At 43.6% G+C, this 16,686-nt stretch carries 20 protein-coding genes; 1 reads left to right on the forward strand and 19 read right to left on the reverse strand.

The genetic code is table 11. The annotated features are described in order from the left end of the window. Nucleotides 1-2 precede the first annotated feature (2 nt). On the reverse strand, nt 3-809 hold the full coding sequence (locus T456_RS0102450; RefSeq protein WP_024864769.1) for a formyltransferase family protein: 807 nt from the start codon (nt 807-809) through the stop codon (nt 3-5). Nucleotides 810-1,065: 256 nt separating this feature from the next. Here T456_RS0102450 and lexA point away from each other — a divergent pair, with 256 nt between their 5' ends. Then, nucleotides 1,066-1,683, forward strand: a complete 618-nt coding sequence (lexA, locus tag T456_RS0102455; RefSeq protein ID WP_024864770.1) for a transcriptional repressor LexA — start codon at nt 1,066-1,068, stop codon at nt 1,681-1,683. 74 nt (nt 1,684-1,757) lie between these two features. On the opposite strand, the gene rsfS is transcribed toward lexA, so the two are convergent. The 18 genes from rsfS to T456_RS0102545 all read right to left on the reverse strand — a co-directional run bounded on the left by rsfS (nt 1,758) and on the right by T456_RS0102545 (nt 16,675). After that, complete coding sequence (gene rsfS, locus T456_RS0102460) at nt 1,758-2,126, reverse strand: ribosome silencing factor (RefSeq protein WP_035800959.1); 369 nt, start codon at nt 2,124-2,126, stop codon at nt 1,758-1,760. A 3-nt stretch (nt 2,127-2,129) separates the two neighbouring features. Beyond that, nucleotides 2,130-2,720 (reverse strand): bis(5'-nucleosyl)-tetraphosphatase (symmetrical) YqeK, encoded by a 591-nt coding sequence (gene yqeK / locus T456_RS0102465; protein WP_024864772.1) that lies wholly within the window; start codon nt 2,718-2,720, stop codon nt 2,130-2,132. Next, nucleotides 2,717-3,325 carry a nicotinate-nucleotide adenylyltransferase gene (nadD, locus tag T456_RS0102470; protein WP_024864773.1) on the reverse strand — a complete coding sequence of 203 codons (609 nt, stop codon included), beginning with the start codon at nt 3,323-3,325 and terminating at the stop codon, nt 2,717-2,719. The genes yqeK and nadD overlap by 4 nt, the downstream gene beginning before the upstream one ends. A gap of 27 nt (nt 3,326-3,352) precedes the next feature. Next, on the reverse strand, nt 3,353-3,664 hold the full coding sequence (yhbY, locus tag T456_RS0102475) for a ribosome assembly RNA-binding protein YhbY (protein WP_024864774.1): 312 nt from the start codon (nt 3,662-3,664) through the stop codon (nt 3,353-3,355). 3 nt (nt 3,665-3,667) lie between these two features. Continuing rightward, the gene (obgE, locus tag T456_RS0102480) at nt 3,668-5,032 is read right to left on the reverse strand and encodes a GTPase ObgE (RefSeq protein WP_024864775.1); all 1,365 of its coding nucleotides are present in this window, start codon (nt 5,030-5,032) and stop codon (nt 3,668-3,670) included. Nucleotides 5,033-5,116: 84 nt separating this feature from the next. Next, the gene (gene rpmA, locus T456_RS0102485) at nt 5,117-5,404 is read right to left on the reverse strand and encodes a 50S ribosomal protein L27 (protein WP_013280832.1); all 288 of its coding nucleotides are present in this window, start codon (nt 5,402-5,404) and stop codon (nt 5,117-5,119) included. A 3-nt stretch (nt 5,405-5,407) separates the two neighbouring features. Beyond that, on the reverse strand, nt 5,408-5,737 hold the full coding sequence (locus T456_RS0102490; RefSeq protein ID WP_024864776.1) for a ribosomal-processing cysteine protease Prp: 330 nt from the start codon (nt 5,735-5,737) through the stop codon (nt 5,408-5,410). Nucleotides 5,738-5,757: 20 nt separating this feature from the next. After that, nucleotides 5,758-6,066 carry a 50S ribosomal protein L21 gene (rplU, locus tag T456_RS0102495; RefSeq protein WP_024864777.1) on the reverse strand — a complete coding sequence of 103 codons (309 nt, stop codon included), beginning with the start codon at nt 6,064-6,066 and terminating at the stop codon, nt 5,758-5,760. Between the two features lie 119 nt (nt 6,067-6,185). Beyond that, the gene (locus T456_RS0102500) at nt 6,186-7,322 is read right to left on the reverse strand and encodes a ribonuclease E/G (protein ID WP_024864778.1); all 1,137 of its coding nucleotides are present in this window, start codon (nt 7,320-7,322) and stop codon (nt 6,186-6,188) included. Next, nucleotides 7,315-8,043 (reverse strand): TIGR03936 family radical SAM-associated protein, encoded by a 729-nt coding sequence (locus tag T456_RS0102505; protein WP_051464949.1) that lies wholly within the window; start codon nt 8,041-8,043, stop codon nt 7,315-7,317. Before T456_RS0102505 ends, T456_RS0102500 begins: the two co-directional genes overlap by 8 nt. Then, a complete protein-coding gene (locus T456_RS0102510; protein ID WP_024864780.1) occupies nt 8,036-9,916 on the reverse strand; it encodes a TIGR03960 family B12-binding radical SAM protein in 1,881 nt (626 codons plus the stop codon). Before T456_RS0102510 ends, T456_RS0102505 begins: the two co-directional genes overlap by 8 nt. 9 nt (nt 9,917-9,925) lie before the next feature. After that, a complete protein-coding gene (gene hisIE, locus T456_RS23345) occupies nt 9,926-11,221 on the reverse strand; it encodes a bifunctional phosphoribosyl-AMP cyclohydrolase/phosphoribosyl-ATP diphosphatase HisIE (RefSeq protein WP_024864781.1) in 1,296 nt (431 codons plus the stop codon). A gap of 1 nt (nt 11,222) precedes the next feature. Then, the gene (hisB, locus tag T456_RS0102520; protein WP_024864782.1) at nt 11,223-11,813 is read right to left on the reverse strand and encodes an imidazoleglycerol-phosphate dehydratase HisB; all 591 of its coding nucleotides are present in this window, start codon (nt 11,811-11,813) and stop codon (nt 11,223-11,225) included. A 185-nt stretch (nt 11,814-11,998) separates the two neighbouring features. Then, nucleotides 11,999-13,288, reverse strand: a complete 1,290-nt coding sequence (hisD, locus tag T456_RS0102525; RefSeq protein ID WP_024864783.1) for a histidinol dehydrogenase — start codon at nt 13,286-13,288, stop codon at nt 11,999-12,001. Further along, nucleotides 13,288-13,926 (reverse strand): ATP phosphoribosyltransferase, encoded by a 639-nt coding sequence (gene hisG / locus T456_RS0102530; protein WP_024864784.1) that lies wholly within the window; start codon nt 13,924-13,926, stop codon nt 13,288-13,290. The genes hisD and hisG overlap by 1 nt, the downstream gene beginning before the upstream one ends. A 4-nt stretch (nt 13,927-13,930) precedes the next feature. Beyond that, nucleotides 13,931-15,052 carry an ATP phosphoribosyltransferase regulatory subunit gene (gene hisZ, locus T456_RS0102535; RefSeq protein ID WP_024864785.1) on the reverse strand — a complete coding sequence of 374 codons (1,122 nt, stop codon included), beginning with the start codon at nt 15,050-15,052 and terminating at the stop codon, nt 13,931-13,933. A 92-nt stretch (nt 15,053-15,144) separates the two neighbouring features. Further along, on the reverse strand, nt 15,145-15,684 hold the full coding sequence (locus tag T456_RS0102540) for a Holliday junction resolvase RecU (RefSeq protein WP_024864786.1): 540 nt from the start codon (nt 15,682-15,684) through the stop codon (nt 15,145-15,147). Nucleotides 15,685-15,691: 7 nt separating this feature from the next. Further along, nucleotides 15,692-16,675 carry an RluA family pseudouridine synthase gene (locus T456_RS0102545; protein WP_024864787.1) on the reverse strand — a complete coding sequence of 328 codons (984 nt, stop codon included), beginning with the start codon at nt 16,673-16,675 and terminating at the stop codon, nt 15,692-15,694. Nucleotides 16,676-16,686 lie beyond the last annotated feature (11 nt).

Consider the following 16,686-nt stretch of genomic DNA (forward strand, 5'->3'; position numbering starts at 1 on the left):
ATTTAGATCTTTCGAATCCTTTCACAGACAATGTAGCCGTCTTTTATTTTTAGTGCGCCCTCCGGGATATTTTGAGCATCTCCTTCTCTGAAGGCAGCGGCATCTATCATTTCAAATTCTTTGCCGGTTTTTTTGTCGATATAGAATACCTCATAGCTTCTGAAAGCCCTCAGGATAAGATCTGCCCTGTCAAAAGAGCTATCGCTTGCAACCGTGAAGTCTTCTTTGGTGGGCATTTCCCAGTATTCGGCTTTTCCCTCCTGGGGATAGGCATTATCCCATAGGTTGTCAAAATCTGAAACCAGGCGTTTTACCATGTCAGGAATAAGACTCCACTGACGTTTTGTTAAAGATATAAGATCATCTTTATCAGGGTACACAGGGCATTTTTCCTGAAGAAGTATCTTTCCCGTATCCAGTTCTTTTTCCATCTGATGCATGGTAACGCCGCTCTCATCAAGGCCTTTTAATATGGTCAGGGGCATTGGCCAGGCTCCTCTTCCGAAGGGCAAAAGAGCGGGATGCGTATTTACAATCTTAAGCTCCGGAATTACAGGAACCTTGTGATAATAGCCTCCGAATAAAACAAATTTGCACCCCATGTTTACTAACTCGTACAGATCATCTGTTGTAAGCTTTTTGATCTCATAGGGAATATTGTGCTCTTTGGCAAATTCAATTGTCTTTGTATTAAATTCCGTATAATTGTCTGTCTTGCAGGTGAAAATTTTGATAATTTCGCATCCGGTATCATAGAGGCTTGTAAGAACCGGATAGAGAATATCTATTCCAACATATGCGACTTTCATATTAAAACCTGGTCCTTATATATTTATACGAACAAAAAAAGATAAATGACATATATTTAATTGTATCATCTGCGATAGGAAAAAATCATAGTGAAATGCCGCATTTTTCTTAAGTTTTTCTAAATATTGTCAAAATTGGAAACAATTTATAAAAAGGATACTTTCGAACATATTTTCCGAACAAACATTTGCATTATAAGGCTCCCGTATGCTATACTTAAGAAAAGTATTTGTTTGATAATAAGGGAGGTAAAGTATGTCCAAGGGTAAGATATCACCTAAACAGAAGGAAATACTAGACTTTATCAAAGAGCAGACTCTTCAAAGAGGCTTTCCGCCTGCAGTAAGAGACATCTGCAAAGCCGTTAATCTTAAATCCACTTCTTCTGTTCACTCTCACCTGGAAACTTTAGAGAAGAACGGATATATCAGAAGAGATCCAACCAAGCCCCGTGCCATTGAGATCTGCGACGACGGCTTCAATATGGTGAGAACCGAGATTGTCAGCATACCGGTTGTGGGCCAGGTTGCCGCCGGTACACCCATTCTTGCTGAAGAGAATATCGATTCCTATATTCCCATTCCTGCAGAGATGTGTCCCAGAGGGGCAGATGCTTTCATCCTCAATGTTAAGGGCGATTCCATGATCAACGCAGGTATTTACAATGGTGACAAGCTCTTCGTTCAGGTTTGCAACACTGCCAAGAACGGCGATCAGGTTGTAGCTCTTATAGATGACTCCGCTACAGTTAAGACCTATTATAAGGAGAAGGACCATATCAGACTTCAACCGGAGAACGATTCCATGGATCCCATCATCGTAGATGACTGCAAGATCCTTGGTAAGGTATTCGGAGTAATGAGATTTTATTAAATAATAAAACCCGAGGTTCACGCCTCGGGTTTATTATTTCTTGATATGTTTTATCTATCTTTTTCTTATTGCGATTACTCGCTCTTAAGGTCTGCAGTGTCGATCATCTTACCATCGCGCCAGATTCTCTCAAGATCGTAGAACAGTCTGTTCTCACTGTCGAATACGTGAACGATGATATCGCCGAAATCAAGAAGGATCCAGTTTGCTGAGTCGTACCCTTCCACATTCTTGGTCATATGACCTGCTCTTCCAAGCTTCTCCTGAACGCTGTCAGCAAGAGCCTGAACCTGATTTCTGTTGGTTCCTGCAGCAATGATGAAGTAATCAGCAAGTGTAGAGATCTCGCTGATATCAATAACTCTTATATCTTCACCTTTTCTGTCTTCAAGAGCATCTATGGCCATTGCAGCCATCTTTTTTGAAAGTTCGATATCTGACATATATTATTTTCCCTCTTTATAGTATTTTTTATAAAACTCGTAAGCATTCATTGTGGTTTCATCAATCTCTTTATCGATGGTCTTAAGATAACACACCGAATCATGGAGAATATGAGCAAGGCATCTGTCTATATCCTTATAAGCCTCCTGCCTTATTATGTCCATGTTTTCCAAAGGCTTTCTGCCGGGCTCAATGAAGTCTGCGATATATACGATTTTGTCAAGAAGAGTCATATCCTCTCTTCCCGTGGTATGCCATCTTATGGCATTAAGTATCTCCGTATCGTATACATCATATTTGGTCCTGGCAAGGTACATTCCAACCTTTGCATGTAAAAGAGAATGATTTCTTCGCTCTACATCTGTGATATCAATGTTGTTCTTCTCACAGATCTTGATCTGTTCCTCATGGGAAAGAGACTTTGCACAGTCATGCAAAAATCCGGCGATCAGAGCCTTTTCAACATCTGCTCCATGGGCCATTGCAAGACTTGCGGCGGTATAGGCAACTCCAATGGTGTGCTCATATCTGTCGGGTTTGAGTTCCTTTTCCAGTGCCTTTCGAAACTTTTTGGAAATCTCTATGGTCTTCATCTGTAAAGCCCCTTTATGCACATGAATTCTATACATTCATCCGGCATAAGATATCTTACGGATCTGCCGGTCTTAACTCTTTGTCTTATCTCCGTTGATGAAATATCCAGACGGTTAAAGGTCAGAATACGTATATCTGCCCCAAAGCGTGTATTTAATTCTCTGCGTTTTTTGTCCAGAGCCTGAAGATCGTCCTCTTCCCTTACTGCTGCAAGGATTGTGCAGGATTTCAAAAGTTCATCGGCCTTATACCAGGTGTCTATACCGATTACGGAATCTCCGCCAAGGATAAGGAACAGCTCATCTCCGGGATACATAAGTTTCAAGCTGTTGATCGTATCTACGGTGTAAGTGCCTTCTTCCTTGTCTATCTCTATTCTTGAGCAGGTGAAATAAGGGTTGTCAGAAATGGCCATTTTAACCATCTGGTACCTTATATCACCGGGTGTTATCTCGGTGCGGTTCTTAAGATGCTGCAGGTTATTGGGGATATAGATAACTCTGTCCAGTCCGAACTGCTCTCTTGCCGCTTCTCCAAGCAAAAGATGAGCGTTGTGGATTGGATCAAAAGTGCCGCCTAATATACCAATTTTTCTGCATTCCATAATTGAGCCTCCGTTTGGTATTGGTTTTTAGGAATTCTTTTTAGCCTTGGGAAGGATGATCTTGGGTTCGTCCTTGAAAGGTTTGTAAAGAACAAACTTCCTTCCGATAACCTGAACAAGATCTGACCTTGTTCTCTCAGATACGGTGATCGCAACTTCCTTGACATCATCAAGACAGTTCTTGAGTACCGTTATCTTAATAAGTTCATGTGTATTAAAAGCCTCTTCAATGGCGGTTGTCACTTCTGGAGTAACACTTGACTTGCCGATCTGGAAAACCGGTTCAAGGTCAGCCGCAAGGCTCTTTAAATATGCTCTCTGCTTGCTTGTAAACTGCATTTATCAATCCTCATCTTCATCATCAAAATCATCATCTTCATCTGCATCGTAATCCGGCATTGTCTCTACGTTTTTGTAGTACTCAAAGCTGAATCCGTACATTCTTACTGTATCGCCTTCACCAATATGGAGCTTCTCAAGCTCATCCAGGATACCATTATCCTTAAGGAAGTTCTGGAAGAACATGAAGCCCTTCTCGGAATCCAGATTGGTGTAACCAAGCATCTTCTCAATCTTGGGACCTTCAATAACATATTCCGCAGCATCCTGATCGTAATATACGGAGAATGCCTCGTCATTGCCCCTTGCCATTGTCTCGGGGAAGAATTCCTGTTCAAAGGTAACAGGTTCTGTCTTGATCTCAGAAAGGGTCCTACTTACATAGTATAACAATTCCTTGAGCCCTTTTCCAGTCAGTGTGGAAATGGCAAAGACTTTAACCCCGAGAGGTTCGTATTTGTCCCTGATCTTCTGAATGATCTCGGAATCCTCTCCCTCAGGAAGCATATCTATCTTATTAGCTGCAATTACCTGAACTTTCTGCGTTATGTCAGCGTTGTAATTAGCCAGTTCCTTGTTGATGGCTTCAAGATCCTCCAAAGGATCTCTTCCTTCCGTTGAAGCGGCGTCCACCACATGGATCATCATCCTGGTTCTCTCGATATGGCGAAGGAACTCATGTCCAAGACCTGCGCCCTCGGAAGCACCCTCAATAAGACCCGGAATATCTGCTACAACAAAGCCGGGAGCCCCATCAAGGTCAACAACACCCAGCATAGGTGAAAGTGTTGTGAAATGGTAGTTGGCAATCTTGGGCTTTGCATTGGATACCTTGGAAAGGAAAGTTGACTTTCCGACATTGGGGAAGCCCACAAGTCCTACATCCGCTATAACCTTAAGCTCAAGAAGAACTTCAAGCTCTATGGCCGGCTGACCGGGCTGGGCATACTTGGGAGCCTGCATTGTGGATGTTGCGTAATGCATGTTTCCGTTTCCGCCGTGTCCGCCCTTAAGCACGATCACTTCTTTATTGTCGCCGCTCATATCGGCAATAACCTTGCCTGATGCGGCTTCCTTTATAACGGTTCCCTCGGGAACCTTGATAATGAGATCTGCTCCGTTCTTGCCGTGGCAGCGTCTCTTGTTTCCATCCTGACCATTCTCGGCCTTATATTTACCGCCGTAATGGAAATCGGCAAGGGTATTGATTCCCTCGTCAACTTTAAAGATAATATCTCCGCCGTTACCGCCGTCACCGCCATCGGGGCCGCCGTTGGGAACATATTTCTCTCTTCTGAAGGAGATGTGTCCATCTCCGCCTTTACCACTCTGTATAAAAATCTTAGCTTTATCTACGAATACAGGCATATTGTACCTCTTTACGATAATCCAAACACATTAAGTAAAAAATAGGCTTCAAACATAGATTGTTTGAAGCCTGATAAAAACCAATTACTTATTCTCTACAGGATGAACGCTGGCCTGCTTTTTGTCTCTGCCCTTGCGCTCAAATCTGAGAACACCATCAACAAGTGCGAATAATGTGTCATCGCTGCCGATTCCAACATTAACGCCGGGATGAATGTGTGTTCCACGCTGTCTGTATAAAATATTACCAGCCTTTACGAATTGTCCGTCAGCTCTTTTTGCTCCAAGTCTCTTGGACTCTGAATCTCTACCGTTCTTGGTTGATCCAACACCCTTCTTATGAGCAAAAAATTGAAGGTTCATATTCATCATGACTTATTCCCTCCTAAATTTAATGTTCAAAAACTTCTTACCGTACTGCTTAGAAATACTTGTGACACCAAGTTCAAAGGATCTTAACAGTAAATCCGCCTCACTTGAAGGGGTATCCTTAAACTCCAGTGTGATCAAACCCTTTTTCTCATCCTGCTCTATGACTATTCCGTCATCAGTAAACTTCTCTATAGAATTAAGAAGATTGATCGTGAGAACGGAAACCGCCGCACATACAATATCTTCGCCGCTATCCGCAAATCCTGCGTGTCCGCTGCATTCTACCTTTTTGAAGTTGTCATCGGATGATTTTGTGATTGTGATCGTTGTCATCGTATTTCGTTTAAATCTGATTACATTGTGATCTTGTCGATCTTAACAAGTGTGAAAGGCTGTCTGTGGCCGTTCTTCTTGTGGTAGCCGGTCTTTCTCTTGTACTTGTAAACAACAACCTTCTTGAACTTACCCTGCTCAAGTACTGTAGCGTTAACCTTAGCGCCCTTTACATCATCAGCAACCTTGAGGGTGTTGTCATCACTAACTGCAATAACATTGTCGAATACTACTTCTTTTCCAGACTCAACATCAAGCTTCTCGATCTTGATCTCATCGCCTTCGGAAACTTTGTACTGCTTACCACCAGTTACAATAATTGCGTACATAAGTTATCCTCCTTCTTCAAAAACTCGCTAACGTCGGCGGGGCTGGGCCCACTTATGCCTGGTTATGCGGCATACCATAGAATAATATCACTACAAATCGATATTGTCAACAAATTATATCAAAAAAGCTCTCGAAGTGACTTACTATTTTTATTTCTGGTCAGTTCCATGATCCCAAGGCCTGTAATATCAATGAATTCCGTGTGCATCGAATCCTTCAGTGCAAGGGCCTTTATCTTTGATATCAGTTCCTCTGATGCCGTGTTGTTTTTCATATTTATGAAATCGATGAGGATCATTCCCGTAAGGTTTCGCAGCCTTATCTGTCTCATGATCTCCTCTGCCGCCTCAAGATTTACTTTTTCGATGATATTGTTTTTGCCCTGAATGGCTTTTCCTGTATTAACATCAATGGCGTTGAAGCTCTCAAGCTGTTCGATAATTAGAAAAGCACCGCTTTTTAGCCATATCCTGTTCTGGAAGAGCTTGTCCATATCGGAGTTAATGCCATGGATACCGTTATCCTCCGTGACTCTGATCTCTTCTTCCGGGCAAAAGACCTTTAGAAAGCCCTTAGCTCTGCTGATATGAGAATCAATGTCTTCGGAACTGTTCTCAAATACGCAGGAACCGACAGTTCTTGTGGAAGCCTCTTTGATGATATTTGAAAGCTTATTGATGCACTCCTCTATATCGGCAGTTATTACAGATACCGCTGTATCCTCATCAAGTCCCATAGACTCTGTTCGTATGATAACACCGTAGGATGAACCTCGAAGCATATCAGTAAATCTGTCTTTGTCTTCCTGATATCTTTCCTTAACCTCAGCGATAAGCCGCTTTCTCTTTTCCACAGGAATCTTTAGACTTGCGCCAACTCCGATCCTTCCCAGAGTTACAACGCAGTATTTGCCCGATATTGATATCGCAGTGGACATCTTGGCCTTCTTGGTCTTGATGGCATCGGCCTCCATCTGAAGAAGGATCTCGTCTCCTGATTTGAGAGTTTCAAAGGTTTCGAAATCTCTGTTTAGCACCATGGAAGGGTTTATGTTCTTAAGGGAAACATAGCCGGTTTCTCCATCCCCGAACTTAACAAAAGCGGAGCCAATGTTCTTAACGATATTATCTACCCTGCAAAGGTAAATGTTGCCCACATTATTCTTACTGACAACAGAAAGATATTCCATCCTGCCATCCACGTATGCGGTAACAATCGGAATATCTTTATATGTTGAGGTATAAATATCAGCCATTTATATACACTCTTTCGTTTTCTGAAGCCGGTATGAAGGGTTCGATATACAAACCATTATCATCAGTACCGGATCTGTAAATATCAAGCCTGTGAATATCCAATGCTCCCTGAGCAAGCTCTTTTCCCAGGTCTTTAAAGAAGGTCTCAAATAAAAGTGCGGGCTTAAGAGTCGCAGAGCTGCTCATGGCAAGAAGAAAGGTCGCTTCTTCCTTATTACGATCGAGACTGTAATTGAAGATCATCTCCTTCATATTGATCTCTTTTTCCCCGCTCTTGGTCTTCTTCATGGTGGGAAGCTTGTCACGGGAAAGGTAGTTGTCGAGCTCCGTGATCCAGTCAAAATCAGGCTTAAGGCTCTGCCTGAATTTTATTCTGTATCCCGCGGCATAGGATAAGGTCATGGCCTTCTCTTCCTTCTCGGGAAGCTCGGTTACCGCCTCAATCTTGATGCCTTCATTCATAACTTCGTTAAGGCTGTCCATGATATCCTTGGTACTTGTCATTGAGTTGACTGTCATATCAAGGTACTCTCCGTCACTTGTTGCGCCAACCGAAAGGGGCTGGGCAAAGGATAACAGCTGATGAGGGCTAAAGCCTTCCGAATATTTGATATCTATGTTGGCCCTTCTTATAGCTTTCTGGAAATATCGCATTACATCCAGATGGCCGATGAACTTTATGGGGCCGTTCTTTGAAAATTTCAAACGCAGTTTAATCATTATTCTTACTCTCCAGACAAACGCCAACGCCGTAAGCAGCAGCTCCGCAGCCCAGGCATCCCTTTCTGCAGTTGGTTGAAGGCTTTCCTTCAAGGGCATTGTGCCACTCCCTCAATAGGAACTTCTTGGTAACTCCGCAGTTTAATATATCCCAGGGGAAGATCTCGTCGTCAGATCTTTCTCTTGTTGTATAGAAGAAAGGATCAACGCCGCACTCCTTAAAGGTTTCCATCCATACATCGAACTTGAAGTACTCGCTCCAGGCATCATAGATGCATCCCTTTTCATAGGCCTTTAAGATAACGGGAGCAAGCCTCCTGTCGCCTCTGGCAAATATGCCCTCCATCATGCTGGCATCAGCCTCATGCCAGTTGTACTTGATGTGCTTCTGATTGAGCTGGGACATGATTCCTTTTCTGGTCTTGTTGGCCTTTTCAAGAAACTCCTCTTTGGTGTTCATGGGAGCCCACTGGAAAGGTGTAAAGGGCTTGGGAACAAAGAAGGAGGTGCTGGCCACTATGTCTATGGATCTTCCGTTTCTATTTTCCTTGGGAACGGTCTCGAAATACTCCTTGGCAACCTTATTGGCTATATCACCGATGCCGTAGATATCCTCGTCGGTCTCGGTGGGAAGTCCAAGCATAAAGTAGAGCTTGACCTTGTTCCAGCCTCCAAGAAAAGCATCGTGGGAGCCCTTTAAGATGTCCTCTTCGGTGAGCCCCTTGTTTATAACATCACGCATTCTCTGGGTTCCGGCTTCGGGAGCAAAGGTAAGACTGCTCTTTTTAACATCCTGAACCTTGCTCATTACATCAAGGGAAAATGCGTCTATTCTAAGGGAAGGCAGTGAAATATTTACTTTCTTGTCCTTGCAGCTCTCAATAAGGAAATCCAGAAGCTCGGGAAGCTTTGAATAGTCGCTGGAACTTAAGGAACTTAAGGAAATCTCCTCGTAGCCTGTATTATTCAGTGCCTCAATGGCCAGTTCTTTAAGATGTTCAACATCCTTCTCGCGAAGGGGCTTGTAGAGCTGACCCGCCTGGCAGAAGCGGCATCCTCTTATGCATCCGCGCATGATCTCAAGAACTACTCTGTCCTGAGTAACCTTGATATAGGGAACTACAGGTTTTGTGGGATAGAAAGCAGATGAAAGATCTGTGCACATCTCCTTTTCAATTACCTTTGGAATATCGTCCACCACAGGTTCAATTGAGGAAACGGTCCAGTCCTCATTGTATTCAACCTTGTAGAGTGAAGGAACGTACATTCCGGGGACCTTCGCACATCTGTGAAGAAATTCCTGTCTGGAAATGCCCTCTTTTCTGGCCTCTTTATACATGTCGAAAAGCTGCCTGTATCTGGTCTCGCCCTCACCTATATAGAACAGGTCAAAAAAGTCTGCTATGGGCTCAGGGTTATAGGTACAGGGGCCTCCACCGATAACGACCGGGTCATCCCAGGTTCTTTCACCGGACATAAAGGGAATACCTGAAAGGTCCAGAACCTGCAGAATATTGGTGTAACACATCTCGTATTGGAGTGTAAATCCGAGGAAATCAAACTCTTTTACCGGATCCTGGGATTCCAGGGCAAAAAGAGGAATATGGTCCTTTCGCATGAGTCTGTCCATATCCATCCAGGGAGAATAAACTCTCTCGCACCACACATCCTCGTAGGAATTAAAGAGACCGTAAAGTATCTGAATGCCAAGATGAGACATTCCTATCTCATAGACATCCGGGAAGCAAAAGGCAAATCTTATGTCAACAGCGTCCTTATCTTTGGTGACGCTGTTAACCTCGTTGCCTATGTATCTCTCCGGCTTTTCTATACCAAGGAGTGTCTCATCTGAAAGTGCTAAATTATAATTCATATCTTTTCCTTATCGTCTTGACAGTTCGTCGGTTATATCCTCCCAGCTGACATTTTTTTCAGCCATGAGTACCATCATATGATACAGGAAATCGGACATTTCGTAAACAATCTCGTTGCTGTTAGGGTTCTTGGCGGCGATGACCATCTCGGTGGCTTCCTCGCCAACCTTCTTAAGGATCTTATCAAGGCCCTTGCTGTAGAGATAGTTTGTATAGGAGCCCTCTCTGGGATTGACCTTGCGGTCTTTGATGACTTCAAAGACGCTGTCCAGCACCTTTTGAGGGTTCTTTTCGCTGTAGTCTTTTTTTGCGATCTCGTTAAAGAAGCAGGAATAACTGCCGGTGTGGCAGGCGGCTCCAACCTGTTTGACTCTTGCAAGGATCGTATCAAGATCGCAGTCAGCGGTAAGTTCCTTTACAAATTGGAAATGGGAACTGGTCTCTCCCTTAAGCCAGAGCTGATTTCTGCTGCGGCTGAAGTACGTCATCTTACCGGTCTGAAGGGTCTTGTTATAGGCCTCCTCGTTCATATAAGCAAGCATCAGCACCTGGTCTGTTCTGTAATCCTGAACAATAACGGGAACCATTCCATCGGAATTTTTCTTGAGCTGTTCCCAGGTAAAGGCAGGCTCCAGGGCGCATATCTTAAGGCCCTTCTCCAGGCAGTTCTTCTTGCATTCATCTATCGCTGAAAGATTCTCATAGATGATGTTTCCTGTTACGCCGCTTACAAATTCGTTTTCGTAGAAAACATTATCCGGAAGCTTATCATAGTCGTTCTTATCAAGAAGTACGGTCAAAGGAATTTCTGCAGCGATAGCCGATATTTCTTTTCCCCTGGCAAAAAAGACAGCTTCGGAAGCATACTTCTCGATCTGCTCTTTATTATCCTCTAAAACCTTTCCATCGTCGTAGCAGATAACAATCTTGTCTTTGCCGAATTTCTTGCTTACTTCCTGCAGGATATCGGCGTTTTTGGCATCTTTGTAGTTGAGGCATGCCCTTTTGCAGCCTGCGTAAAGGAGCTTTTTGATGTCCTCCATGCGCTTTACGTTGCCGGCTCCGGTGACATTGACATCAACTGCCTTGCAGATGTCTTTTATCATATCAAGAGCTGCCTCGTGAGCCTTATCGTCTCCTGAAGGTGAAAGGTCAAAGACCATTATTTCATCCACGTTAGAATTCGAAAGAGCACAGGCAAAGGACACGGGATCCTCGGAAATAACGTTGTTTCCGGGGATGCTGTCTACAACTTTCAGGTCCTTAAGATAAATGGCTCCAATAAATCTTTTTGCGTTTGACATATCAAAGTGCTCCTTTGGTGCTGAGTACATCAGTTATTCTTGGGTCGTAGGAAGTAGCTTCATCCAGGGCTTTTGCAAAGGCCTTGAAAATGGCTTCTATCTTGTGGTGATCGTTGAGCCCCGATAAAACCTTGATGTGAAGGTTCATGGCTGAGGCATAAGAAATTGTATAGAAAAACTCTCTCACAAGCTGTGTGTCGAATTCTCCCACCATAGGGGATGAAAACTCCGCTTCCATTGAGAAATAGGGCCTTCCGCAAAGGTCGATGGCACAAAGAACAAGTGCATCATCCATGGGAAGTATCATGCTTCCGTATCTCTTTATACCCTTTTTGTCCCCCAAAGCCTTGGAAATGGCCTGTCCAAGCACTATTGCGGTGTCCTCCACGGAATGATGACCATCTACCTCAACGTCTCCGTTGCAGGTGACATCAATGTCAAAAAAGCCGTGTTTGGCAAATCCGGTGAGCATATGATTGAAAAATCCGATGCCTGTTTGGACCTTTGAGGTGCCGCTTCCGTCAATGTTGATGTCAACTTTAATGTCGGTCTCTTGCGTTTTTCTCTCCACTGTGGCCCTTCGATTTTCCATAGCTTGTATCTCCTTTTAAAACAATGCTATATATGGTTGTTTGTAATTATAAACATTATGTAAACTTGCATTTTATAGGTATTTTAGAAAGTTAACTTGCATTTTTAAAACAATTTTTAACAATTCAAAGTGTTATTTAATCCGCGTTTACCATATCAGTCATTATATTAATCTTAAATTATGCTTTATTCAAACCTTACTGCTATGGAATTTGCGTGTGCAGTTAATCCTTCCTGCTTGGCAAAAAGCTCAATATCCTTGTGTACGTTGTAAAGAGCCTGCTCTGAATAGGAAATAATGCTGGTTTTCTTTACAAAGTCATCAACAGATAAAGGTGAGAAGAATCTTGCAGTTCTGTTGGTGGGCAGAATGTGATTGGGGCCTGCAAAGTAGTCTCCAAGAGGCTCTGAGGAATAATCTCCAAGGAAGATCGCTCCTGCATTTTTGATCTTTGTCATGGTCTCATAAGGGTTTCTTGTGATTATCTCAAGGTGCTCGGAAGCTACGGCATTGGCTGCTTCTATGGCATCTTCCATATTATCCGCAACAAAGATATATCCGTAATTATCAAGGGACTTCCTTATGATCTCTGCTCTTGAAAGAGTCTTCAAAAATCCTTCGATCTCCTCTGATACTTTATCTGCGATCTCCTGTGATGTTGTAACAAGGATCGCGCTTGCCATCTCATCGTGCTCCGCCTGGGAAAGCAGATCTGCGGCCACATATCTGGGATTTGCGGTCTCGTCGCAAAGAACAAGGATCTCGCTGGGGCCCGCAATGGAATCGATTGAAACATGTCCGAAGCATGCCTTCTTGGCAAGGGCTACGAAAATATTTCCGGGGCCTGTTATCTTATCAACCTTAGGGATGCTCTCTGTTCCAAAGGCCATGGCAGCGATAGCCTGGGCTCCGCCCACTTTATAGCTCTCTGTAACGCCTGCTATATCGGCCGCTACCAGTGTTCCGGGATTTACTTTACCGTCTTTTCCGGGAGGTGTGCACATTACAATGCGCTCAACTCCTGCAACCTTGGCGGGAACAACATTCATAAGAACGCTGGAAGGATACGCAGCCTTGCCTCCGGGAACATAAACACCTGAGATCTCAATGGGAAGGATTCTCTGTCCCAGTATGCTTCCGTCCTCTTTGGTGTCGATCCAGGTGTTCCTCTTCTGCTTCTCGTGAAATACCCTGATATTCTCGGCACTCTTTTTCATAACCTCGATGAACTCGGGATCAAGGGCAGCATAAGCTTCCTTGATCTCTTCCGGTGTGATCCTTACTGTGTTTGCATCAAGAGTGCACTTATCGAACTTCTCAGTGTACTCAAAAAGGGCCTTATCCCCGTTTTTGCGGATATCATTGATGATTCCGTTAACTGTATCTTCGTATTCTGTATAGCTTCCGGGATTCCTGTTGAGGAGATTTCCGAGAAGCTCTTTTTTGGTCTCTTCTGTTAATCTTAATGTACGCATTAGTCAAGATTCTCCTTAATATCATTGATGAGCTTTCTGATACGCTCAGTTTCCATCTGCATGCTAACCTGGTTAACTATCATCCTTGCGGAAAGGGGACATATCTCCTCAAGTACTTCAAGTCCGTTCTCTCGAAGAGTTGATCCGGTCTCCACGATATCAACGATGACATCCGACAGGTTTACTATAGGTCCAAGCTCCACGGAACCGTTAAGCTTAATAATATCAACGGTCTGATGCTTGCGGTTAAAGAAATAATCCTTGGCTATATTGGGATATTTGCTGGCTACTCTGATCATCTCCCGATGCTCCAGCAGCTCTTTTGCCTCATGAGGTCCGCAGACACACATTCTGCATTTACCAAATCCCAGGTCCAGAACTTCATATACCCTTCTGTTCTCTTCAAGGATGGTATCTGCACCTACAATTCCTATATCAGCTGCGCCGTACTCCACATAAGTGGGAACGTCCGGCCCCTTTGCCAGGAAGAATTTGAGCTTTAGCTCCTCGTTGGTAAATATAAGCTTTCTGGTCTTCTTGTCCAGTATCTCTTCGCATTCAATGCCGCATTTTTTAAGAATTTCCATTGTGGAATTTACAAGTCTGCCCTTTCCCAGAGCAAATGTAAGATATCTCATAGGTTCACCCTTTTGTCTTTCTAAAACTTAACGAAACCTTTTTGCCTTCTTTTCTCAAGCCTTCAGCCTCTGACAGCTTCTCTGAAAAGTTATCCTCGTTGTATTCGATATCGATAACCTCCTCTTCATGCTCGATCTCTACATTCTGTCTGTAAAGAGCCGACATGAGATCATCGATTATGATTACAAAACCAATGGCGGGAGCATCCTTGCCGTACTTGCCAAGGAGGGAATCGTAGCGTCCGCCTTTTGCGATGGCATCGCCTACACCATAGGTATAAGCACTGAAAATGACACCTGTGTAATAATTAAATTTGCTCAGCATTCCAAGGTCAAAGGATACATACTGATTGCATCCGTATTCCTTAAGGACCTGATAAAGCCTCTTAAGTCTTGCTATTGCGACAAGGGACCTCTCGTTGGTGACCTCTTTTTCAGCGTTATTAAGAGCTTCGTCCGAGCCTATAAACTCAGAAACCTTCACAAGAAGATCCTTGTATTTATCAGGGATCTCACGCTCGGTCATAATACTCTCAGCAGCAAAGTAGTTCTTCTGGACTATCTGGCCCCTTATCAGCTCCTCAGTCTCCTCATCGATACCGGCTGCCTCGCAGATACCCTTGTAATAATCGGCATCTCCGATGCTAACCTGGAAGTCTGAGAGCCCCGAAGCTTTGAGGGATTCTATCAAAAGAGCTATCATCTCAGCGTCGGCATATACAGAATCCTCGTTAAAAAGCTCGACACCGATGTCGCAATTCTCTTTGAGCTTGCCCTGAAGGTTTGATGTATTAAGGAATGACTTGCCCTGATAAACAACCCTTACAGGATCGCCGTTCTCAAGCATAACCTTCGAAGCGCATCTTGCTATGGAAGGAGTAAAATCCGGTCTGAGGACCAGTGTATTGCCCTCTTTATCGAAGAATTTGTAAAGCTCCCTTGCATCTGTGGCATTGATCTCTTCCGCAAACACATCAAAATACTCAAAGGTGGGAGTATCGATATCCAAATAGCCGAAACTCTTCATTTTGTTATGAATCCTGTTCCGGATAAGAAGCCTGTCGCTGCACTCCGATCCGTATATATCTCTGACACCGTCCGGCGTATGTAATAAGACTTTGTTCATGCTTACCTCACTTTAGTAATGCGCAGTGCTAATTTGTTAATTCGCTATCATAGAAAAGAGTTTACAGTATATCCCCTGCCATGTCAACGTTTTTATTCTCTGCCGTCAAGATCCGTCTGAAGGGCATCAAGATAAGGAATGAGAATCCCTGTTTCTCCGGGAGTCTTAATAAAGAATTCCTCTTCTAGCTCCTCGTGCCTGAAGCTCTTCCTGCCTCCGGCTTCCGATCTGTCCCAGAACTCCTTGAGCTTTCTGAAGGTCAGGTAATAATATTCATTTTCTTCGGTGTAATAAATAAGAAAAAAGGCAACACCGCCCTGCTTTTCAAAGCTCTCCATGAACTTCACCTGGTGGGGGTGGATATTCTGGAGAGAAAAGGTTTTGGCAGCGCTTTCTTTTGCATCAAAACAGACAGGAATCCCCTGCACGACACCGATGTAGTCAACGGTACTCTTCTGGTCAAAATAAGCCAGTGTTATATGCCGGGTCTCCTTTTCGATATTTATGGGAGTGATAGGTGTAGGTATTTTCTGGATCAGTGCCAGTCCCAGTTCCAGATATCTCTCATTGGTTCTGTTGATCAGTTCTTCTAATGTGGAACCTCTAAGTCCCCTGGATTTCCATGTGGGCATAATAACCTCACTTAACGATTTTTTCGAATAATTCAGGAAGTTCAGCCGTAAATTCTTTTCCCGCTATCATTTCAAAAGGCGGCTCAAGGTCTTTGGGAAATACCAGTCTGTAGCTGTGAAGGAGCTGATAGTTAAGTCCCGGCACTTTCCTTCCGTCGTATTTAGCATCTCCTATAATGGGGTGCCCTATACTTGATAAATGGGCCCTGATCTGATGGGGCTTGCCTGTAACCAGCTTCACCTCCAGTAAGGTAAGATCCTCGTCCTTAATGTAAGAAACAGGCTCATATTCGGTCTCTATATATGAATAGCGATCATCCCCCGGGTCCTGATCCTTGATATATACCTTATTGCGGGCTTCATCCTTGTACAGGTATCCTTTTAAAGAAACTCTGTCTGTTAATCTCCCGCTGACAATAGTCCTGTAGTACTTGTCTACTTCCCTTGTCTTAATAAGCTGAGTCATCTTTCTTGCTCCTGCAAGGGATTTTGCACAGATCACAAGGCCGCTTGTATTGCGGTCAAGTCTGTTGCAAACGGATGGTCTGTAGGTTTCAAGACTTTCACTTGTAATTTCTCCGGTACTAAGAAGATATCCTATAAGCCATTCGTTAAGGCTGATATCCTTCCTATCTGCCTTCTGGGTCAGTATTCCGGCAGGCTTGTTGACCAGGAGAATATTCTCATCCTCATAAATGATGGGTAGATTTCCAATGGTCTTAAAGGCTTTCTTATCATCCTCCGCAGCATTTGAAACGGCATTATTGTCCCTTCCTCTGAATTTATCAAGGGTCTCATCCGCAAAGAAAATCTTGATGCTGTCTCCGCTTTTTAATTTCTCTGTTCCTTCGGCTTTTTTGCCGTTAAGGGTTATATTCTTTTTCCTGAGCATCTTATAGATAAAGCCGCCGGAAGCCTCTTTCAAATATGATTTCAAAAATGCATCCAGCCGCTTATCTGCTTCATTTGCTCCTATAATGATCTCTTTCATTATACCAAACG

Origin of the sequence: Butyrivibrio sp. FCS014 (assembly GCF_000526935.1) — a bacterium.
GTDB lineage: Bacteria > Bacillota > Clostridia > Lachnospirales > Lachnospiraceae > Butyrivibrio.